This window comes from Streptomyces sp. NBC_01166, from assembly GCF_045039765.1.
Lineage (GTDB): Bacteria > Actinomycetota > Actinomycetes > Streptomycetales > Streptomycetaceae > Streptomyces.
Window position 1 is genome coordinate 3,837,476 of record NZ_CP108613.1, and the last position, 21,492, is coordinate 3,858,967.

The 21,492-nt window shown below is 67.2% G+C and carries 16 protein-coding genes and 3 rRNA genes; 3 read left to right on the top strand and 16 right to left on the bottom strand.

Annotated elements, in window-relative coordinates; all coding sequences use genetic code 11:
• Positions 1-96 precede the first annotated feature (96 nt).
• From OG379_RS17550 to OG379_RS17570, 5 genes are all read right to left on the bottom strand, one after another.
• The gene (locus tag OG379_RS17550) at positions 97-1,764 is read right to left on the bottom strand and encodes a uroporphyrinogen-III synthase (protein ID WP_405663870.1); all 1,668 of its coding nucleotides are present in this window, start codon (positions 1,762-1,764) and stop codon (positions 97-99) included.
• On the bottom strand, positions 1,761-2,747 hold the full coding sequence (gene hemC / locus OG379_RS17555; protein WP_405663872.1) for a hydroxymethylbilane synthase: 987 nt from the start codon (positions 2,745-2,747) through the stop codon (positions 1,761-1,763). The genes OG379_RS17550 and hemC overlap by 4 nt, the downstream gene beginning before the upstream one ends.
• Positions 2,744-4,234, bottom strand: a complete 1,491-nt coding sequence (locus tag OG379_RS17560; RefSeq protein WP_393766973.1) for a glutamyl-tRNA reductase — start codon at positions 4,232-4,234, stop codon at positions 2,744-2,746. Before OG379_RS17560 ends, hemC begins: the two co-directional genes overlap by 4 nt.
• Complete coding sequence (locus OG379_RS17565; protein WP_104786856.1) at positions 4,231-5,013, bottom strand: redox-sensing transcriptional repressor Rex; 783 nt, start codon at positions 5,011-5,013, stop codon at positions 4,231-4,233. Before OG379_RS17565 ends, OG379_RS17560 begins: the two co-directional genes overlap by 4 nt.
• A gap of 285 nt (positions 5,014-5,298) precedes the next feature.
• The gene (locus OG379_RS17570; protein ID WP_104786857.1) at positions 5,299-5,574 is read right to left on the bottom strand and encodes a glutaredoxin family protein; all 276 of its coding nucleotides are present in this window, start codon (positions 5,572-5,574) and stop codon (positions 5,299-5,301) included.
• 144 nt (positions 5,575-5,718) lie between these two features.
• Here OG379_RS17570 and OG379_RS17575 point away from each other — a divergent pair, with 144 nt between their 5' ends.
• From OG379_RS17575 to OG379_RS17585, 3 genes are all read left to right on the top strand, one after another.
• A complete protein-coding gene (locus OG379_RS17575; protein ID WP_405663876.1) occupies positions 5,719-6,654 on the top strand; it encodes an HAD family hydrolase in 936 nt (311 codons plus the stop codon).
• Positions 6,655-7,054: 400 nt separating this feature from the next.
• Positions 7,055-7,840, top strand: a complete 786-nt coding sequence (locus OG379_RS17580; protein ID WP_401522423.1) for an ECF subfamily RNA polymerase sigma factor, BldN family — start codon at positions 7,055-7,057, stop codon at positions 7,838-7,840.
• A 209-nt stretch (positions 7,841-8,049) separates the two neighbouring features.
• On the top strand, positions 8,050-9,246 hold the full coding sequence (locus OG379_RS17585; protein WP_405663879.1) for a DUF5667 domain-containing protein: 1,197 nt from the start codon (positions 8,050-8,052) through the stop codon (positions 9,244-9,246).
• Positions 9,247-9,331: 85 nt separating this feature from the next.
• Here OG379_RS17585 and OG379_RS17590 read toward each other — a convergent pair whose 3' ends face one another.
• The 11 genes from OG379_RS17590 to OG379_RS17640 form a co-directional block, all read right to left on the bottom strand.
• The gene (locus tag OG379_RS17590; RefSeq protein WP_393766965.1) at positions 9,332-10,381 is read right to left on the bottom strand and encodes a lysophospholipid acyltransferase family protein; all 1,050 of its coding nucleotides are present in this window, start codon (positions 10,379-10,381) and stop codon (positions 9,332-9,334) included.
• Positions 10,382-10,397: 16 nt separating this feature from the next.
• Positions 10,398-11,468 (bottom strand): NAD-dependent epimerase/dehydratase family protein, encoded by a 1,071-nt coding sequence (locus tag OG379_RS17595; RefSeq protein WP_405668554.1) that lies wholly within the window; start codon positions 11,466-11,468, stop codon positions 10,398-10,400.
• 227 nt (positions 11,469-11,695) lie between these two features.
• Positions 11,696-11,794 (bottom strand): 30S ribosomal protein bS22, encoded by a 99-nt coding sequence (locus OG379_RS17600; RefSeq protein WP_003948845.1) that lies wholly within the window; start codon positions 11,792-11,794, stop codon positions 11,696-11,698.
• A 110-nt stretch (positions 11,795-11,904) separates the two neighbouring features.
• Positions 11,905-12,117: a helix-turn-helix domain-containing protein gene (locus tag OG379_RS17605; protein WP_158070919.1), complete on the bottom strand. Its 213-nt coding sequence runs from the start codon at positions 12,115-12,117 to the stop codon at positions 11,905-11,907.
• 128 nt (positions 12,118-12,245) lie between these two features.
• Positions 12,246-13,061, bottom strand: coding sequence for a phosphatase (locus OG379_RS17610; RefSeq protein ID WP_405663882.1), 816 nt, complete (start codon positions 13,059-13,061; stop codon positions 12,246-12,248).
• A 99-nt stretch (positions 13,062-13,160) separates the two neighbouring features.
• Positions 13,161-14,333: an acetoin utilization protein AcuC gene (locus OG379_RS17615; protein WP_405663885.1), complete on the bottom strand. Its 1,173-nt coding sequence runs from the start codon at positions 14,331-14,333 to the stop codon at positions 13,161-13,163.
• On the bottom strand, positions 14,302-15,504 hold the full coding sequence (locus tag OG379_RS17620) for an MFS transporter (RefSeq protein ID WP_405663888.1): 1,203 nt from the start codon (positions 15,502-15,504) through the stop codon (positions 14,302-14,304). The genes OG379_RS17615 and OG379_RS17620 overlap by 32 nt, the downstream gene beginning before the upstream one ends.
• Positions 15,505-15,546: 42 nt before the next feature.
• The gene (locus tag OG379_RS17625) at positions 15,547-16,194 is read right to left on the bottom strand and encodes an HAD family hydrolase (RefSeq protein WP_362928009.1); all 648 of its coding nucleotides are present in this window, start codon (positions 16,192-16,194) and stop codon (positions 15,547-15,549) included.
• A 72-nt stretch (positions 16,195-16,266) separates the two neighbouring features.
• Positions 16,267-16,383, bottom strand: a 5S ribosomal RNA gene (gene rrf / locus OG379_RS17630).
• A gap of 79 nt (positions 16,384-16,462) precedes the next feature.
• Positions 16,463-19,588 (bottom strand): 23S ribosomal RNA (locus OG379_RS17635).
• Positions 19,589-19,886: 298 nt separating this feature from the next.
• Positions 19,887-21,412 (bottom strand): 16S ribosomal RNA (locus tag OG379_RS17640).
• The 16S, 23S and 5S rRNA genes sit together here, the layout of an rRNA operon.
• Between the last annotated feature and the right edge of the window lie 80 nt (positions 21,413-21,492).

Consider the following 21,492-nt stretch of genomic DNA (forward strand, 5'->3'; position numbering starts at 1 on the left):
GGATCGTACGCGACGCGCAGACCCCCAAACCGGGAACAGGACGGGCCCGGCCGCTCCGCGAGGAAGCAGCCGGGCCCGCACATCCGTTCCGACCCCTCAGGTGGTCGTCCGACGACGACGCGCGCCGGGGCGCCGCTCGCTCGGCCGGGTCACCGGGTCACCGGCCTCCTTGGCCGCGTCCCGGCGCTGCGCGCCGAAGTCCGCCAGCGCCTGGGCCAGCTTGTGGACCGACGGCTCCGGGGACAGCACGTCGACCCGCAGGCCGTGCTCCTCGGCGGTCTTCGCCGTGGCGGGACCGATGCACGCGATCACCGTGACGTTGTGCGGCTTGCCCGCGATACCGACCAGGTTGCGGACGGTCGAGGACGACGTGAAGAGCACCGCGTCGAAACCGCCGCCCTTGATCGCCTCCCGGGTCTCGGCCGGCGGCGGCGAGGCGCGGACCGTGCGGTACGCGGTGACGTCGTCGACCTCCCAGCCCAGCTCGATGAGCCCGGCCACCAGCGTCTCCGTGGCGATGTCGGCACGCGGCAGGAACACCCGGTCGATCGGGTCGAAGACCGGGTCGTACGGCGGCCAGTCCTCCAGCAGACCGGCGGCCGACTGCTCACCGGACGGCACGAGATCCGGCTTCACGCCGAAGTCGACCAGCGCGGCGGCCGTCTGCTCGCCCACGGCCGCGACCTTGATCCCGGCGAACGCACGGGCGTCGAGCCCGTACTCCTCGAACTTCTCCCGCACGGCCTTCACCGCGTTGACCGAGGTGAACGCGATCCACTCGTAGCGGCCCGTGACCAGGCCCTTGACCGCGCGCTCCATCTGCTGGGGCGTACGCGGCGGCTCGACGGCGATCGTCGGGACCTCGTGCGGCACGGCACCGTACGAACGCAGCTGGTCGGAGAGCGACGCCGCCTGCTCCTTCGTGCGCGGCACGAGCACCTTCCAGCCGAACAGCGGCTTGGACTCGAACCACGCGAGCTGGTCGCGCTGGGCGGCGGAGCTGCGCTCCCCGACCACGGCTATGACGGGCAGGTGCCCGTCCGGCGACGGGAGGACCTTGGCCTGCTTCAGGACCTGGGCGATCGTCCCGAGGGTCGCCGTCCAGGTCCGCTGGCGCGTCGTCGTCCCGGCGATCGTGACCGTGAGCGGGGTGTCGGGCTTGCGGCCCGCCGAGACCAGCTCACCGGCGGCCGCGGCCACCGAGTCGAGCGACGCGGACACGACGGCCGTCGCGTCGCTCGCACCGACCTCGGACCAGCAGCGGTCCGACGCGGTACGGGCGTCGACGAAGCGGACGTCGGCGCCCTGCGCGTCACGCAGCGGAACACCGGCGTACGCGGGCACACCGACCGCGTTCGCGATGCCGGGCACGACCTCGAAAGGCACGCCCGCGGCAGCGCAGGCCAGCATCTCGGCACCCGTGTTGCCGTCCAGGCCGGGGTCGCCCTTAACAGCGCGCACCACCCGCCTGCCGCCCTTCGCCGCCTCCATGCAAAGATTGGCGGCATCCCTGAGGACGGGTACTCCGGCGGGTGTTGACGCCATGTCAACAACCGTCATCTCAGGCGTGCTTACCCCTGCCCGTGCGTGGCAGCGAACGACGTCGAGGACGTCCGGTTCGGCTACAAGGACGTCCGCGCTCGCGAGCGCCTCGACAGCGCGCAGAGTCAGCAGTCCCGGGTCGCCGGGACCGGCGCCGAGGAAGGTGACATGCCCTGAGGACAGGACAGGGAAGTCGGATACGACAGGGCCGGTGGGGCTCAAAGTGCTCGCTCCCCCATAAGACCGGCCGCACCCTTGGCAAGCATCTCGGCCGCGAGCTCGCGACCGAGGGCCGCCGCGTCGTCGTGCGACGTGGGGACGGGACCGGTGATGGACAGCTGCACCAGGGAAGTGCCGTCGGTCGAACCGACGACACCGCGCAGGCGCAGTTCGTTGACAACCTGCCCGTCGGCCAGGAGATCGGCAAGCGCACCCACAGGTGCGGAACAGCCGGCCTCCAGGGCGTTGAGCAGGGCGCGCTCGGCGGTCACGGCGACCCGGGTGTACGGGTCGTCGAGCTCGGCGAGGGCTGCGGCGAGGTCCGCGCTGCTTTCAGCGCATTCGATCGCCAGTGCTCCCTGGCCGGGAGCGGGCAGGACGGTGTCGACCGGCAGGAAGCCGGTGACCTCGTCCGTGCGTCCGAGGCGGCTGAGCCCGGCGGCGGCGAGTACCACCGCGTCCAGCTCCCCGCTTCGTACGAAACCGATGCGCGTATCGACGTTGCCGCGGATGGCGACGGTCTCTATCTCGAGACCGTGCGAGCGGGCGTACGCGTTGAGCTGCGCCATGCGCCGCGGCGAACCGGTGCCGATGCGGGCGCCGGCCGGCAGCTGCTCGAAGGACAGCCCGTCCCGCGCCACCAGCGCGTCGCGCGGGTCCTCGCGCACCGGCACGGCGGCCAGCACGAGCCCCTCGGGCTGCGTGGTCGGCAGGTCCTTGAGCGAGTGGACGGCGAAGTCCACCTCGCCGCTCAGCACCGCTTCACGCAGAGCCGCGACGAACACACCCGTCCCGCCGATCTGCGCCAGGTGCTCCCGGGAGACATCCCCGTACGTGGTGATCTCGACGAGCTCGACGGCACGCCCGGTCACCTCGCGGACCGCATCAGCGACCATGCCGGACTGCGCCATGGCGAGCTTGCTGCGCCGGGTGCCTAGCCGGAGCGGTGTTGTGGTCTCCCCGCCCAGGGGTGAGTTGTCGGTCATGACCGCCCTCTATTCGGGTCGTTCAGGTCTGCCCGTGAGACGGCGGCCACCGTCTGCGGGTCGAGGTCGAAGAGTTCCCGCAGCGCATCGGCGTACCCGGCGCCGCCGGGCTCGCTGGCGAGCTGCTTGACCCGCACGGTGGGCGCGTGCAGGAGCTTGTCGACGACGCGGCGCACGGTCTGCGTGATCTCGGCGCGCTGCTTCTCGTCCAGGTCGGGGAGGCGTCCGTCGAGCCGCGCGATCTCGCCGGCCACCACATCGGCGGCCATGGTGCGCAGGGCGACGACGGTCGGGGTGATGTGCGCGGCGCGCTGGGCGGCTCCGAAGGCGGCGACCTCGTCGGCGACGATGGTGCGCACCTGGTCCACATCGGCGGCCATCGGGGCGTCCGCGGACGCCTCGGCGAGCGACTCGATGTCGACGAGGCGCACACCGGCGACGCGGTGCGCCGCTCCGTCGATGTCGCGCGGCATCGCGAGGTCGAGCAGGTGGAGCCGGGCGGGGCCGGTGAAGGCCGGACGCACGGGCACCCGGCGCACGGCCCGGTCCTGAGCGGCGGCGGTGGCGGAACCGTTCTCCACCCACGCGGCGTGCTGGTCCAGCTCGTCGGCCACGGCGGCGGGGGCCTCGGCCGCCCGCTCCGCGGTGTCGAACTCGACGCCGAGCGCACCGGCGACGGCCTCCGCGGTCAGCACGAGACCGGTCGCGCCCGTACAGGACACGACGACATCGGCACGTGTCAGTTCACCCGCGACGCCGTCCATCTCCACGGCGCGCGCCGTCGGGACGCCGGCCTGGCCGAGGATCTCGACGAGCCGGTCGGCACGCGCCCGGGTCCGGTTGGCGACGACGATCTCGTCGACGCCCGCACGGGCCAGGGTCGCGGCGGCGAGCGAGGACATCGATCCCGCGCCTATCACCAGGGCGCGCTTGCCGGCCGCCCACTCGGTGACCTCGGCGCCGTCGGCCAGCTGCTCGAGACCGAAGGTGACGAGCGACTGCCCGGCACGGTCGATCCCCGTCTCGCTGTGGGCACGCTTGCCGACCCGCAGGGCCTGCTGGAAGAGGTCGTTCAGCAGACGGCCGGCGGTGTGGAGCTCCTGCCCCAGCGCGAGCGCGTCCTTGATCTGGCCGAGGATCTGGCCCTCGCCGACGACCATCGAGTCCAGCCCGCACGCCACCGAGAAGAGGTGGTGGACGGCACGGTCCTCGTAGTGCACATAAAGATAGGGAGTGAGCTCGTCCAGCCCGACCCCGCTGTGCTGTGCGAGGAGGGTGGACAGCTCGGCGACACCCGCGTGGAACTTGTCCACGTCCGCGTACAGCTCGATGCGGTTGCAGGTGGCCAGGACCGCGGCCTCGGTCGCGGGCTCCGCGGCGAGGGTGTCCTGAAGCAGCTTCGTCTGGGCATCGGCCGCCAGGGACGCCCGCTCCAGCACGGAGACGGGGGCGCTGCGGTGACTCAGTCCTACGACCAGGAGACTCATGCCGGCATCACGGCGGGCATGTCCCCGTCAGGTCCCTTCCGGCCGGAGGGCGTGGCACGCATCGGCGGCGCCTCGTCGGCGTCCTCGTCGCCCGCCCTGCCGTCGGCAGCGGCCTCCTCGCCGGCCTTGCGCTGCTCGTGGAAGGCGAGGATCTGCAGCTCGATCGAGAGATCGACCTTGCGCACGTCGACGCCGTCGGGGACCGAGAGCACCGTCGGAGCGAAGTTCAGGATGGAGGTCACACCCGCGGCGACGAGCCGGTCGCAGACCTGCTGGGCCGCGCCGGGCGGGGTGGTGATGACGCCGATGGACACACCGTTGTCGCTGATGATCCGGTCCAGGTCATCGGTGTGCTGGACGGCGATCCCGGCCACGGGCGTACCCGCCATGGCGGGGTCGGCGTCGATCAGTGCGGCGACCCGGAACCCGCGGGAGGCGAAACCGCCGTAGTTGGCCAGCGCGGCGCCGAGGTTACCGATACCGACGATCGCGACCGGCCAGTCCTGGGTGAGCCCCAGTTCGCGCGAGATCTGGTAGACGAGATACTCGACGTCGTACCCGACACCACGCGTGCCGTAGGAGCCCAGATAGCTGAAGTCCTTACGCAGCTTGGCGGAATTGACTCCCGCCGCCGCGGCGAGTTCCTCGGACGAAACCGTGGGAACCGAGCGCTCGGAGAGCGCTGTCAGTGCGCGGAGATACAGCGGAAGCCGGGCGACGGTGGCCTCGGGAATTCCTCGGCTACGGGTCGCCGGTCGGTGAGTTCGGCCAGTTGCCACGGTGCTCCTGCGGGATGAGCGGGGCTGCAGGCGGCCGTATGTCCTATGACCGCCCCGTCGACAGCAGGCTATGTCTTTGTGAACGCGTGCACAAAGATAGTGTCCGTTTTGTCTGGTCAAAGTGACCGGGGTCACGCATATTCCCTGCGCGGTCCCGGAACCCGGGGCGGCCTCAGCCCGTTGCAGGCCCGAAGGGGGCAAGACGGTACACACTCCTCATGTCCACGCCCCCGAGACCACTCAAAACGCCCATGATGTTAACCGGGTTTCGCCCAGGAAGCCCCCTCACGTACGCAGTGCGGTGCGCAGCCGCGCCGGATCCACCCGCCAGAAGGTGTGCTGCTCGTCATCGATCAGGACCACCGGGATCTGCTCCCAGTACTCCTTGTACAACGCCTCGTCCCGCGTGATGTCCTTCTCCACCCAGGACGCGCCGGTCTCCTCGCAGACCTCACTCACCACCAGCCGCGCATCGTCACAGAGATGACAGCCGGGCTTCCCCACCAGGGTCACCACCCGGTCCGCGGGGTTCTTCCTCGTACGACGCAGCAGAGCACTCATACCTTCATTCTGCTCCCCCCTACGGACCCTTCCCGGCCTCCCGGAGACGTGGAATCACCCGTTTAACGCTCCGGTCCCGGAGAGTTCACACCGCCGCATACCGCCAGGTCGGGAAGCGCCGAACAGAATGGCTATGCTCACGACATGGCCGCTCTTGGATGGCTCACCCCCCGCAGGCGCCCCGCCACGGCACGCAGCGTGCTCGCAGGCGAGGCCGCAGCCGAGGCCGCGCAGAAATCGGCACTGCCGGCCGGCACCGAAGAGCTGCTCACCACCCCCGAAGAGGCGCCCGTCTTCCCGGTGGCCGGGGACACCCGCGCCGCGGCCTTCTTCGACCTGGACAACACCGTCATGCAGGGCGCCGCGATCTTCCACTTCGGGCGCGGCCTGTACAAGCGGAAGTTCTTCCAGCGGCGCGAACTCACCAGGTTCGCCTGGCAGCAGGCCTGGTTCAGGCTGGCCGGCGTCGAGGACCCGGAGCACATGCAGGACGCCCGCGACAGCGCCCTTTCCATCGTCAAGGGCCACCGCGTCTCCGAGCTGATGTCCATCGGCGAGGAGATCTACGACGAGTACATGGCCGACCGCATCTGGCCCGGCACCCGCGCCCTGGCCCAGGCCCACCTCGACGCGGGCCAGAAGGTCTGGCTGGTCACCGCCGCCCCGGTGGAGACCGCCACGATCATCGCCCGCCGCCTCGGACTCACCGGCGCCCTGGGCACGGTCGCCGAGTCGGTCGACGGCGTCTACACCGGCCGGCTGGTCGGCGAGCCCCTCCACGGCCCGGCGAAGGCCGAAGCGGTACGCGCGCTGGCGGCGGCCGAAGGCCTGGACCTGGAGCGCTGCGCCGCGTACAGCGACTCGCACAACGACATCCCCATGCTGTCCCTGGTCGGCCACCCGTACGCGATCAACCCGGACTCCAAGCTGCGCAAGCACGCCCGCTCCCTGGACTGGCGGCTCCGCGACTACCGCACCGGCCGCAAGGCGGCCAAGGTCGGCATCCCCGCCGCGGCGGGCGTCGGCGCGCTGGCCGGCGGCACGGTCGCCGCCGTGGCGATCCACCGCCGCCGCCGCTGACCCCTTCTTCAAAAAAAGGCGGCCTCCTCCACGAGGCCGCTCCTCCGCGCGCCCTTCACGGCTCCGCAGCGGCACGCCCGGGTGCGTACGCCCAATCGGGAGCGGAACAGCGGCACGGACACCCATCGCCCCGGCCAGTCGCGTTGCGTACGGGCGACCACAACCCGTCGCCACCGTAGGCAGATCTCGAAGCTATTCGATCAATAACCGGTCACGATGTGCCACTTGAACCGTCACTTAGAGGTTACGAAAGCGACCTAATCGGTGATTTGAGCAACTGGGTGTAGCACCGCCTGTACGAAGCGTTATTCTCCTCAGACGCACAAGGAGCCCGTCATCCGCTACCACGAGTGATGGTTTTCCAACTGCACGTGATGGAAGCTCTGCCTCTGGGAGTCCCGTGTACCCACACGTCGGGGTTGACACCTCGGGCCTGGCTACGCTGCGCGCAACGGTCCTCGACCGCTTGCGCGGCTTCGTCCCCACCGCGTACGCCGTCCCCCAATTTGCCACCCCTGTACCTGCCGGCCCTTGCTATGCGCTGGCCGAACGCAGCGCGGCCGTCGGAAGACGCAGTAACCGCGGCGCTGCGGCTGCTGCGTCGTCGGCTCCCGTCCGCCGTCCGACAGCCGACAGCGACAGCGCGCGCATGATGGATCTCGTCGAGCGCGCGCAGGCCGGTGAGGCCGAGGCCTTCGGCCGCCTGTACGACCAGTACAGCGACACCGTGTACCGGTACATCTACTACCGCGTGGGAGGCAAGGCGACAGCGGAGGACCTCACCAGTGAGACGTTCCTGCGCGCACTCCGCCGCATCTCCACCTTCACCTGGCAGGGCCGTGATTTCGGTGCCTGGCTGGTCACGATCGCCCGGAACCTGGTCGCCGACCACTTCAAATCCAGTCGTTTCCGACTGGAAGTGACCACCGGCGAAATGCTCGACGCCAACGAGGTCGCACGGAGCCCGGAGGACTCCGTCCTGGAATCCCTCTCCAACGCCGCACTGCTGCAAGCCGTACGCCGGCTCAACCCACAGCAGCAGGAGTGCGTGACCCTGAGATTCCTGCAAGGTCTCTCGGTCGCCGAGACCGCCCGGGTCATGGGAAAGAACGAGGGCGCGATCAAAACCTTGCAGTACCGAGCCGTGCGAACGCTCGCACGACTTCTGCCGGACGACGCCCGCTGACGTCACCATCCGTGACGTGTCCGTGACACACCGATCGGTTCATCCGTCGTCCGTAACCCAACTGCCGCGCCACTCGTTGTGCCGGATGCAGGCCCCCTGTCGCCACACCTGACCGTTTCCACTCGCTCGTTCGTGTGGAAACGCCTCCGGTGGGCAACCTTCCGGACCCTCAGGGGAGTCGACCGTCATGACGAGAGGAGGTGCCGCCAGTGATCGCAAACGTTTCGGCACACCGGCGGGCGAACGCCTTCGCCCAGGCCCTGGAGGAGCAGTCCCCCCAGGGTGCGGCGGCCGTACAGCCCGAGGACCCGGCCCAACCGGCCGACCACGGAACGCTGTTGGCCCTGGCGAACGGCCTCGGTGAGCTACCGGCGCCGGAATTCGATCCCGAGGTCAAAGTGGTGCAGCGAGCCCAGCTCCTCGCGGCCATGGAGACCATGTTCGCCGAAGGCGGTGCGTCCACGGGCCCTACCGTGCCCGAACAACGGAGCAAGGGAGCCCACCGGGCCTCCCCGATCCGGAAACTGCGTCCCCGCTCCCGCTGGGCGAAGGGCCTCACCGCCGGCGGACTCACCGTCGGTGTGGCCGCGGGAGCCTTCGGCGGAGTGGCCGCTGCCAGTTCCGACGCCCTGCCGGGCGACTCCCTCTATCCGCTCAAACGCGGCATGGAGGACATCAGTCTCGGCATGGCCAGCGGCGACGCCGACCGGGGTGAGGCCTACCTCGACCAGGCTTCGACCCGCCTCGGCGAAGCCCGCCGGCTGATGGAGCGGGCCCGCTCCGGAGAGATGGACCACGAGTCGATCGGAGACGTCAGGCGCGCGCTCGACGGCATGACCCACGATGCCACCGAGGGCCACCGCCTGCTCCACACCGCCTACGAGCGCGACGGCGCCATCGGGCCCATCCAGACGCTGGACTCCTTCTCCCGCTCGCACCGCGCGAGCTGGAGCAGCATCCGCGACCGGCTGCCCGTCCAGCTGACCGACATCCGCGACAAGGTCAGCTCAGTCTTCGAGGCCATGGACCAGGAAGTCGCACCGCTGAAGTCCCTGCTGCCCCGCACACCGGGCACCGAAAAGGACGCGCCGCCTGCCGGTTCCACGCAGGAGGGACGGGGCTCCAGGGCTCCGGAGAAGGCTCCTTCCTCCTCCGCGGCCCCGGACGACAGCGCGTCCAGCGGCAGTACTGATCCGAAGCCCTCGGGCTCGGGATCGACCCCCGCCGACGGCCTGCTCGGCGGCGGCTCCGACGGCCTGCTGGACGACCTCCCGACGGACGGCACCACCCCGTCGTCCCCGGGCGGCGCACCCGGCGTGTCCCCCGCGCCCGATGTCACCCTGCCGCCGTTGCTCCCGGGCCTGTTGCCCGGCCTGGGCATCGACAGCGAGGACGTCGAGCCGTAGGGACCACCGCACGCGAGGAGGGTGCCGTCCGGACCGGACGGCGCCCTCCTCGCGTCGGCCGTGCGGCGGTGCGGCCGGCGTGCGGTCAGAAGAAGACCGACCGGCGCTGCACCAGCAGCTTGTAGAGCGTGTGCTGGATCTGCTCCCGCACCTGGTCCGTCAGGTTGAACATCAGCATCGGGTCCTCCGCGGCCTCCGGCGGATACCCGTCCGTGGGGATCGGCTCCCCGAACTGGATCGTCCACTTCGTCGGCAACGGCACCGCACCGAGCGGGCCCAGCCACGGAAAGGTCGGCGTGATCGGGAAGTACGGGACCCCCAGGACCCGCGCCAGCGTCTTCGAGTTGCCGATCATCGGGTAGATCTCCTCGGCGCCCACGATCGAGCACGGCACGATCGGCACCCCGGCCCGCAGCGCCGTCGACACGAAACCGCCCCGCCCGAAGCGCTGCAGCTTGTACCGCTCGCCGAACGGCTTCCCGATGCCCTTGAAGCCCTCCGGCATCACCCCGACGACCTCGCCGCCCTGCAGCAGCCGCTCCGCGTCCTCCGCGCACGCGAGGGTGTGCCCGGCCTTCCTCGCCAGCTCGTTGACCACCGGGAGCATGAAGACGAGATCGGCCGCGAGCAGCCGCAGGTGCCGCTCGGCCGGGTGGTTGTCGTGAACCGCGACCTGGAGCATCAGCCCGTCCAGCGGCAGCGTCCCGGAGTGGTTGGCCACGATGAGCGCCCCGCCGTCGGACGGGATGTTCTCGATGCCCTTCACCTCGACCCGGAAGTACTTGTCCGCGAGGGGCCGCAGCATCGACATGAGGACCTGGTCGGTCAGCTCCTTGTCGTAGCCGAACTCGTCGACCTCGTAATCCCCCGTGAGCCTGCGCCGCAGAAAGGCGAGCCCGCCGGCGATCCGCCGGTCCCAGCCGCTCCCGGGGCCCTCCCCACCGTCCTGGAGGGCGCCGTCCGTGGCCTCAGCGGCCCCTTCAGGCACCTGACCGCCCGGCAGGGCACTCACGGGCGCAGGACCGGCCGACGCGGGCTGCTGGGCCCTTCCGGCGCCCGGCAGCGCTCCTCTGCGCCGCCCCGCGCCGGAGCGCGAACGGTCGTCGTCGAAGGGAATGACCTTGGCGTCCGCCATCGTGGGTCGCGCTCCTCTACCTGGCGCCGTGAGTCGAATGTGTCCTGCCTGCCGGTCCCCTGCCGAGCGGCAGCTCGGCGAGCCTCCCGACCGCCCTGCCCACCCGCTCGGGAGGCAGCAGCCCCGGTCCCCGGCTCCGGGCGAACTCCGCGAACGTCTCGGCCGTGGTGAACCTCGGCCGGAAACCCAGCGTCTCGCGCATCTGGACGGTCGAGACCACCCGGCCGTGCGTGAGGAGCCGGATCTGCTCCGGCGAGAAGTCCGTCATGCCGATCGTACGGAGCGCCGACCCCACCCAGGTGACGGCCGGCAGCAGCACCGGCACGGTCGGCCGCCCCAGCCTGCGCGAGCACTGCGAGAGCAGAAGCACCCCGGCGCCCGCGATGTTGAACGTGCCGCTGTTCAGCGTGCCGCGCCGGGGTTCGCGGGCCGCGATCTCCAGTACGTCGACGACGTCGTCCTCGTGCACGAACTGCAGCCGGGGGTCGTACCCGAGGACGGTCGGCAGGACCGGCAGCGCCAGGTAGTCGGCGAGCGGCGAGTCCGGCTCGGGGCCCAGGATGTTCGCGAACCTCAGCACGCACACGGCCACGTCCGGCCTGCGGCGCGCGAAGCCGCGGACATAGCCCTCGACCTCCACCGCGTCCTTGGCGAAGCCGCCGCTGGGCAGGGACTTGGGGGGCGTCGTCTCGGTGAAGACCGCGGGGTCGCGCGGGGCGGAGCCGTACACGTTGGTGCTGGACTTGACCACGAGCCGCTGGACGGTCGGGGACTTCTGGCAGGCACCGAGCAGCTGCATCGTGCCGATGACGTTGGTCTCCTTGACCGTCGTCCGGCCGCCCGCGCCGAGCGCCTTCGCGGAGACGTCCAGATGGACGACCGTGTCGACGGAATGCTCCGCGAGGACCCTGGCGATCGCCGACTGCCGGATGTCCGCCAGGACGAATTCGGCGTCGCCCAGCTCATGCCCCGGCGCGACCGCGTCGACGGCGATCACCCGGTCCACACCGGGATCCCGCTGGATGCGCCGCACGAAACGGCCCCCCAGCTGCCGGGCCGCGCCTGTGACGAGCACGATCTTCCCCAAGATCAGCGCCTTCCGTCGATCGTTCACCGAGCGGGGTCTTCCCCTGGCCGTCACCGTAGTCGGTGGAGGTTGCCCTGTGAGGACCCCGGGCGGGCTTTACCGAAGCTGTGGCGGGAAACCACCGGATCCGCCGCACACGACCGGGCCCCGGGACACCCGCCCGGAAACGCGCCGAGGCCCTCCCGCCAGGACGGCGGGAGGGCCTCGGACTCACGAACTGCGTTCGCTTACTTCTTGTTGCGACGCTGAACGCGCGTGCGCTTGAGCAGCTTGCGGTGCTTCTTCTTGGCCATCCGCTTGCGCCGCTTCTTGATAACAGAGCCCACGACTACCCTCGCTCACTTCTTCTTCACTGGTGCGGGGCGTCTGGGCCCACACGACCTACGTCGGCCTAGCCTACCCGCCACCGGGTGAGGGGCGTAATCCGAGGGCGACGTCAGGCTGACTCCACCCCCACGAAGGACTCTCGGAGATACTCGTGAACCGCTTGCTCCGGGACCCGGAAGGACCTTCCCACCCTGATCGCCGGCAGATGACCACTGTGCACCAAGCGGTACACGGTCATCTTCGACACCCTCATGACCGAGGCGACTTCCGCCACAGTCAGAAACTTGACCTCGTTGAGAGGCCTCTCGCTGTCAGCAGCCATGACCCACCTGTACCTTCCGCACGAGACGCGCACCGGCTTCCCCTCCGGTGACTCTTCGTCGTTGTGCGCTCACTCCCCAGATTAGGGGCGGGTGATGCGAGTGGGGAAGAGGTGAGACGATCGGCCGCCTACCGTGACAGACACGCCCGATTGAGTACATACCGAGTAAGAGGCCGGTAGTAGTCCGACCGCACGCCGTCATCAACCGGAACGGCGACGGACACCCGCCCCTCCGCCTCACCCACGAACAGCGCGGGATCATCCGTATCCGCCAGCCCGATGGCCTCGATGCCCAGCTGACCTGCCCCGCAGACCCACCCGTGGTCCCCCACCACCAGCTCGGGCAGCGCTCCCCGGGCGTTCACGGCCTCCTCCAGCACGGCCCGAACCGGCAGCGGCGAGTGGGTGTGTGCGCCGGTGGCACTCCCGGGAGCCCGCACGCCCGGTTCGCGCACCAGCGCGACGCCTTGTACGTAGTCGAGGTTGTACGTGCGTACGCCGAACCGGGTCGTTATGTCGACACATCGGCCCTGCGCGGGGGTGAGCACCGCGCACCCCGCCGCCGACAAGGCGTCTGCCAGACCGGCGTAGAACCCGAGCAGCCGGTGCGGATGGCCGGTGCCGAACAGCACCGGAGACTGCCTCTCCGCAGCCCCGGCGAGCCGTTCCGCGAACGCGTCCAGCGCGGCCAGGGTCCGCTCCGGATCGATGGCGTCCGGACCTGACACATAATCAGGATCGTCCGAGACACCGCACTTGTCGGCCATCAGACGAAGCAGGTCACGCTCGCCCCACGCCCGGTCCGGATCGAGCCCGAGCAGCACACGAGGGTCTCTCGCCGCGAAGAGCCGATAGCTCCGCAGACTCGTCTCCCGCGGCGTGGCCACGGGCCCGGCGAGCCGGGCCGCCAGCAGATGAGCGCGCAGCGCTCCGGTGCTCAACACCCTCCTGATGCTCCCGCACCGCGAGCACCCCCGGGCCGGAACCCGGATACCCCACCACCGTTGGCGTAACGACCGCTTGGATGGGGCCGTGACCCTCCCTCAGGCCAGCAGCCCCCGCAGCGGGAACGCCGACCGCCGTGTCGCCAGCACCGCCTGGTCCAGCCGGTCCGCCGGGTCGTACCCGTCCTCCCAGGACTTCCACGACGGCGTACGGCCGTCCGTCATCCGGGCCGGTCCCAACTGCCGCGTACGGGCGTAGACCTCGTCCCGCCACGACGACGGGACGACCGACTCCGGTGCCACCGGCGCGTGGGCGGCGATCCCCACGAGATGGGTCCAGGAGCGCGGCACCACATCCACCACCGCGTAACCGCCCCCGCCCAGCGCCACCCAGCGTCCGTCCTCCGCGTAGGTGTGGGCGAGGTCGTGACAGGCCTCCATGACGGCCCGCTGGGCGTCCAGCGACACCGCGAGGTGGGCCAGCGGGTCCTCGAAGTGCGTGTCCGCCCCGTGCTGGGTCACCAGCACCTGAGGCCGGAAGTCCTCCAGCAGCTCTGGCACCACCGCATGGAAGGCGCGCAGCCACCCCGCGTCACCCGTACCCGCCGGCAGCGCCACATTCACCGCACCGCCCTCACCCGCCCCGGAACCGGTCTCCTCCGGCCAGCCGGTCTGCGGGAACAGCGTGCGCGGATGCTCGTGGAGCGACACGGTCAGCACCCTGGGGTCCTCCCAGAACGCCGCCTGCACCCCGTCCCCGTGGTGGACGTCCACATCGACGTACGCCACCCGCTCCGCGCCCAGCTCCAGCAGCCGGGCGATGGCGAGCGCCGGATCGTTGTACACGCAGAAGCCGGAAGCCGCCCCGGGCATCGCATGGTGCAGCCCGCCGGTGAAGTTCACGGCGTGTGCGGTCTCCCCGCGCCAGACGGCCTCCGCGGCCCCCACCGAGAGCCCGGCGATCAGCGCGGACGCCTCGTGCATCCCTGCGAAGGCGGGATCGTCGATCGTCCCGAGCCCGTACGCCTGGTCGGCGGCCCTCGGATCTGCGGACGCCGCCCGGACGGCCGCCACGTAGTCCTCACGGTGCACGAGGCGCAACGTGGAGTCCCCGGCCGACTTGGCCGCCCTGACATCCACCGACCCGTCCAGCCCGAACGCCCGCACCAGTCCCATCGTCAGGGCGAGTCTGACCGGATCCATGGGGTGACTGGACCCGAAGTCGTATCCCGTTACTGCCTCATCCCACATCAGCCGCGCGCGCCCGCTCATGCCCGCCACCGTATCGGGCGGGCTCCGCGCCGAACGACCGGGCGTACACGAGCGTCGCGAGGACCAGGACCATGGGCACGAGCATCGCGCCGCGGTAGCTCCACGCGTCGCCGAGCGCCCCCACGAGAGGCGAGCCGACGAGGAAGCCCACGTAGTTGAAGACGTTCAGCCGGGCGACGGCCACATCGCTCGCCCCGGGGAACATCCTCCCCGCCGCCGCGAAGGTCTGCGGCACGATCACACAGAGCCCCAGCCCCAGCAGCGTGAAGCCGAGCATCCCCCACCAGGCACCGGGCGCCACCGCCACCACCGCGAAGCCGACGGCGGCCAGCACACTGCCGCCCCGCACCACGGCCGCCGCCCCGAACCGCCGCACCCCGAGGTCCCCGACGGCCCGTCCCAGCAGCGTCGTCACCATATAGACGTTGTACGGGACCGTCGCCAGCTGCTCCGAGCTGCCCAGCACGTCCTGCAGGTACTTCGCGCTCCAGTTGGAGACCGTCGAGTCCCCGATGTACGCGAACGCCATCACCAGGCAGAGCGGCAGCAGCATCCGGAAGGGCACGGATCCCCCCTGCCCGGGCTTCGCCTCCGCCGGGTCCCCGCCGGTCCCGCCCTCCGCGTACCACCTGCTGCCGATCAGAGCCGCGGGCAGCAGGACGACCACCACGGGCAGATAGGACACGAGCAGCGACAGGTCCCAGTGCGCACCCGCCCAGGCCATCGACGCCCCGGCGATGCCGCCCAGGCTGTACGCGGCGTGGAAGCCCAGCATGATGCTGCGCCCGTATGCCCGTTGAAGACTGACGCCCATCATGTTCATCGAGGCGTCCAGGGCCCCGACCGCCAGCCCGAAGACACCGAGCGCGACGACCGCCTGCCAGACCTCGCTGCCGGCACCCACGCCGAGGAGGGCCAGCAGCACGACGGGCTGCGCCCACCTGAGCACGACCCCGGGCCGTACCCGCGCGACCACCTTCTCCGTGGCCACGCTGGCGGCCCCCGCCAGGACAGGCACCGCGGCCAGGAAGGCGGGCAGCAGCCCGTCGGATATCCCGTACCGGTCCTGGATGGCGGGGATGCGCGTCACGAGCAGGGCGAAGGCCACCCCCTGCACCAGGAAGCTGAGCGCCAGGGAAGCTCTGCCGTACCGCAACCGCGCATCCGTCATGGCCGCGAGCGTAGAGCCCCGGTCTACCGCTGGGTAGATCGGTCAGGCGAGCAGTTTCGGGAGCTGCGACATGTCGGAGAAGTGCCCGGTGACTCCGACGAGCCGGTCCGCCGGCATCATCGAGGTGAACCCGTACACCTCCATCCCGGCCGCACGGGCCGCCTCGACGCCGAGCGGGCTGTCCTCGATCACGACACACCGCTCGGGGGCGACGCCCATCCGTTCGGCGGCGTGGAGGAACAGGTCCGGGGCCGGCTTCCCCCGCCCCACGTCCTCGGAGCTGAAGATCCACTCCTCCTCGAACCACTGGTCGAGCCCGGTCTTACGGTGCCCGGCCGCGATCTTCTGGTGGCTTCCGGACGAGGCGACGCAGTACGCCACCCCGTCGGCGACGAGCTCGCCGAGCAGCTCCTGGACCCCGTCCACCGCTGTCAGCTGCTCCGCCTCGAACGCGGCGAGGGTGCGGCGGTGCAGCTCCTCGTCGAAGTCCGCGGGGAGCTTCTGACTTGTCCGCTCGTCCACCAGGTCGTGCACCCGGTGGATGGCGGCCCCCATGTAGTCGCGGAGGGACTCCTCGTACGAGGTGGGGTGACCGAGCTCCGTGAGGTAGCCGGCCAGGACCGTGTTGGAGATCGGCTCACTGTCGACGAGCACGCCGTCGTTGTCGAAGATGACCAGTTCGTAGCGCATGGTTCGACCCTAGACGCTCAGAACGCAGAAAAGCCCCGTGCCACAAGGGCACGGGGCTTTCCCGGAATAATTGTTCGGCGGCGTCCTACTCTCCCACAGGGTCCCCCCTGCAGTACCATCGGCGCTGAAAGGCTTAGCTTCCGGGTTCGGAATGTAACCGGGCGTTTCCCTAACGCAATGACCACCGAAACACTATGAAATTAACCAACACCGGATAAAAACACGGCCGTTCGTTATTTCAGAACTAACACAGTGGACGCGAGCAACTGAGGACAAGCCCTCGGCCTATTAGTACCAGTCAGCTCCACCCGTTACCGGGCTTCCACATCTGGCCTATCAACCCAGTCGTCTACTGGGAGCCTTAACCACTCAAGGTGGTGGGAATACTCATCTCGAAGCAGGCTTCCCGCTTAGATGCTTTCAGCGGTTATCCTTTCCGAACGTAGCCAACCAGCCATGCCCTTGGCAGGACAACTGGCACACCAGAGGTTCGTCCGTCCCGGTCCTCTCGTACTAGGGACAGCCCTTCTCAATATTCCTACGCGCACAGCGGATAGGGACCGAACTGTCTCACGACGTTCTAAACCCAGCTCGCGTACCGCTTTAATGGGCGAACAGCCCAACCCTTGGGACCGACTCCAGCCCCAGGATGCGACGAGCCGACATCGAGGTGCCAAACCATCCCGTCGATATGGACTCTTGGGGAAGATCAGCCTGTTATCCCCGGGGTACCTTTTATCCGTTGAGCGACAGCGCTTCCACAAGCCACTGCCGGATCACTAGTCCCGACTTTCGTCCCTGCTCGACCCGTCGGTCTCACAGTCAAGCTCCCTTGTGCACTTACACTCAACACCTGATTGCCAACCAGGCTGAGGGAACCTTTGGGCGCCTCCGTTACTCTTTAGGAGGCAACCGCCCCAGTTAAACTACCCATCAGACACTGTCCCTGATCCGGATCACGGACCCAGGTTAGACATCCAGCACGACCAGAGTGGTATTTCAACGACGACTCCACAACCACTGGCGTGGCCGCTTCAAAGTCTCCCACCTATCCTACACAAGCCGAACCGAACACCAATATCAAACTATAGTAAAGGTCCCGGGGTCTTTCCGTCCTGCTGCGCGAAACGAGCATCTTTACTCGTAGTGCAATTTCACCGGGCCTATGGTTGAGACAGTCGAGAAGTCGTTACGCCATTCGTGCAGGTCGGAACTTACCCGACAAGGAATTTCGCTACCTTAGGATGGTTATAGTTACCACCGCCGTTTACTGGCGCTTAAGTTCTCAGCTTCGCACACCCGAAAGTGCACTAACCGGTCCCCTTAACGTTCCAGCACCGGGCAGGCGTCAGTCCGTATACATCGCCTTACGGCTTCGCACGGACCTGTGTTTTTAGTAAACAGTCGCTTCTCGCTGGTCTCTGCGGCCACCCCCAGCTCACCGAGTAAATCGGATCACCAGTGATGGCCCCCCTTCTCCCGAAGTTACGGGGGCATTTTGCCGAGTTCCTTAACCATAGTTCACCCGAACGCCTCGGTATTCTCTACCTGACTACCTGAGTCGGTTTAGGGTACGGGCCGCCATGAAACTCGCTAGAGGCTTTTCTCGACAGCATAGGATCATCCACTTCACCACAATCGGCTCGGCATCAGGTCTCAGCCTTAATGTGTGACGGATTTACCTACCACACGGCCTACACCCTTACCCCGGGAACAACCATCGCCCGGGTTGGACTACCTTCCTGCGTCACCCCATCGCTTACCTAGTACAAGTCTGGTTCGTCGGCTCCACCACTACCCTCAACTCCGAAGAGATCGGGCCGGCTTCACGGACTTAGCATCGCCTGATTCAGTATTGGGCGTTTCAAAGCGGGTACCGGAATATCAACCGGTTGTCCATCGACTACGCCTGTCGGCCTCGCCTTAGGTCCCGACTTACCCTGGGCAGATCAGCTTGACCCAGGAACCCTTAGTCAATCGGCGCACACGTTTCTCACGTGTGTATCGCTACTCATGCCTGCATTCTCACTCGTGAACCGTCCACAACTCGCTTCCGCGGCTGCTTCACCCGGCACACGACGCTCCCCTACCCATCCACACAGGCGTTGGCCCTATATGTGTGAATGACACGACTTCGGCGGTACGCTTGAGCCCCGCTACATTGTCGGCGCGGAATCACTTGACCAGTGAGCTATTACGCACTCTTTCAAGGGTGGCTGCTTCTAAGCCAACCTCCTGGTTGTCTCTGCGACTCCACATCCTTTCCCACTTAGCGTACGCTTAGGGGCCTTAGTCGATGCTCTGGGCTGTTTCCCTCTCGACCATGGAGCTTATCCCCCACAGTCTCACTGCCGTGCTCTCACTTACCGGCATTCGGAGTTTGGCTAAGGTCAGTAACCCGGTAGGGCCCATCGCCTATCCAGTGCTCTACCTCCGGCAAGAAACACACGACGCTGCACCTAAATGCATTTCGGGGAGAACCAGCTATCACGGAGTTTGATTGGCCTTTCACCCCTAACCACAGGTCATCCCCCAGGTTTTCAACCCTGGTGGGTTCGGTCCTCCACGAAGTCTTACCTCCGCTTCAACCTGCCCATGGCTAGATCACTCCGCTTCGGGTCTAGAGCGTGCAACTCAATCGCCCTATTCGGACTCGCTTTCGCTACGGCTTCCCCACACGGGTTAACCTCGCTACACACCGCTAACTCGCAGGCTCATTCTTCAAAAGGCACGCAGTCACGACTGCATGTGCAAGCACATACAGCGACGCTCCCACGGCTTGTAGGCACACGGTTTCAGGTACTATTTCACTCCGCTCCCGCGGTACTTTTCACCATTCCCTCACGGTACTATCCGCTATCGGTCACCAGGGAATATTTAGGCTTAGCGGGTGGTCCCGCCAGATTCACACGGGATTTCTCGGGCCCCGTGCTACTTGGGTGTCTCTTAAACGAGCCGTTGATGTTTCAGCTACGGGGGTCTTACCCTCTACGCCGGACCTTTCGCATGTCCTTCGCCTACATCAACGGTTTCTGACTCGCCTCACAGCCGGCAGACTGTGAAAAAGAGATCCCACAACCCCGTATGCGCAACCCCTGCCGGGTATCACACGCATACGGTTTGGCCTCATCCAGTTTCGCTCGCCACTACTCCCGGAATCACGGTTGTTTTCTCTTCCTGAGGGTACTGAGATGTTTCACTTCCCCTCGTTCCCTCCACACTGCCTATGTGTTCAGCAGCGGGTGACAGCCCATGACGACTGCCGGGTTTCCCCATTCGGAAACCCCCGGATCAAAGCTTGGTTGACAGCTCCCCGGGGACTATCGTGGCCTCCCACGTCCTTCATCGGTTCCTGGTGCCAAGGCATCCACCGTGCGCCCTTAAAAACTTGGCCACAGATGCTCGCGTCCACTGTGCAGTTCTCAAACAACGACCAGCCACCCATCACCCCACCCTTACAGGCGAGTTCACTGGGGCCGGCAACCGAAGGCAGCCTTACGGCCATACCTTCAGATACCCAACAGCGTGCCCGACCCGATCAACCCGTTCCCGTTTTCCACGCCGAAGCAGTACTAACGAAACCGTGCTCATCGTGCCGAATAGTCAACGTTCCACCCTTGAGCAACCACCGTCGAACATTTGCCGACGAAATGGTCTCTGGATTCCCCGAAGAGAACCTAGATGCTCCTTAGAAAGGAGGTGATCCAGCCGCACCTTCCGGTACGGCTACCTTGTTACGACTTCGTCCCAATCGCCAGTCCCACCTTCGACAGCTCCCTCCCACAAGGGGTTGGGCCACCGGCTTCGGGTGTTACCGACTTTCGTGACGTGACGGGCGGTGTGTACAAGGCCCGGGAACGTATTCACCGCAGCAATGCTGATCTGCGATTACTAGCAACTCCGACTTCATGGGGTCGAGTTGCAGACCCCAATCCGAACTGAGACCGGCTTTTTGAGATTCGCTCCGCCTCGCGGCATCGCAGCTCATTGTACCGGCCATTGTAGCACGTGTGCAGCCCAAGACATAAGGGGCATGATGACTTGACGTCGTCCCCACCTTCCTCCGAGTTGACCCCGGCAGTCTCCTGTGAGTCCCCATCACCCCGAAGGGCATGCTGGCAACACAGAACAAGGGTTGCGCTCGTTGCGGGACTTAACCCAACATCTCACGACACGAGCTGACGACAGCCATGCACCACCTGTATACCGACCACAAGGGGGGCACCATCTCTGATGCTTTCCGGTATATGTCAAGCCTTGGTAAGGTTCTTCGCGTTGCGTCGAATTAAGCCACATGCTCCGCTGCTTGTGCGGGCCCCCGTCAATTCCTTTGAGTTTTAGCCTTGCGGCCGTACTCCCCAGGCGGGGAACTTAATGCGTTAGCTGCGGCACCGACGACGTGGAATGTCGCCAACACCTAGTTCCCAACGTTTACGGCGTGGACTACCAGGGTATCTAATCCTGTTCGCTCCCCACGCTTTCGCTCCTCAGCGTCAGTAATGGCCCAGAGATCCGCCTTCGCCACCGGTGTTCCTCCTGATATCTGCGCATTTCACCGCTACACCAGGAATTCCGATCTCCCCTACCACACTCTAGCTAGCCCGTATCGAATGCAGACTCGGGGTTAAGCCCCGAGCTTTCACATCCGACGTGACAAGCCGCCTACGAGCTCTTTACGCCCAATAATTCCGGACAACGCTCGCACCCTACGTATTACCGCGGCTGCTGGCACGTAGTTAGCCGGTGCTTCTTCTGCAGGTACCGTCACTTTCGCTTCTTCCCTGCTGAAAGAGGTTTACAACCCGAAGGCCGTCATCCCTCACGCGGCGTCGCTGCATCAGGCTTTCGCCCATTGTGCAATATTCCCCACTGCTGCCTCCCGTAGGAGTCTGGGCCGTGTCTCAGTCCCAGTGTGGCCGGTCGCCCTCTCAGGCCGGCTACCCGTCGTCGCCTTGGTAGGCCATTACCCCACCAACAAGCTGATAGGCCGCGGGCTCATCCTTCACCGCCGGAGCTTTTAACCCCGCCCCATGAGGGACAGAGTGTTATCCGGTATTAGACCCCGTTTCCAGGGCTTGTCCCAGAGTGAAGGGCAGATTGCCCACGTGTTACTCACCCGTTCGCCACTAATCCACCCCGAAGGGCTTCATCGTTCGACTTGCATGTGTTAAGCACGCCGCCAGCGTTCGTCCTGAGCCAGGATCAAACTCTCCATGAATGTTTTCCCGTAATCGGGAGAGCACCATAAAAGAGCGGGACAACCAACCGGAATAGGGTTGGCAATCCACTGCGTCCTCG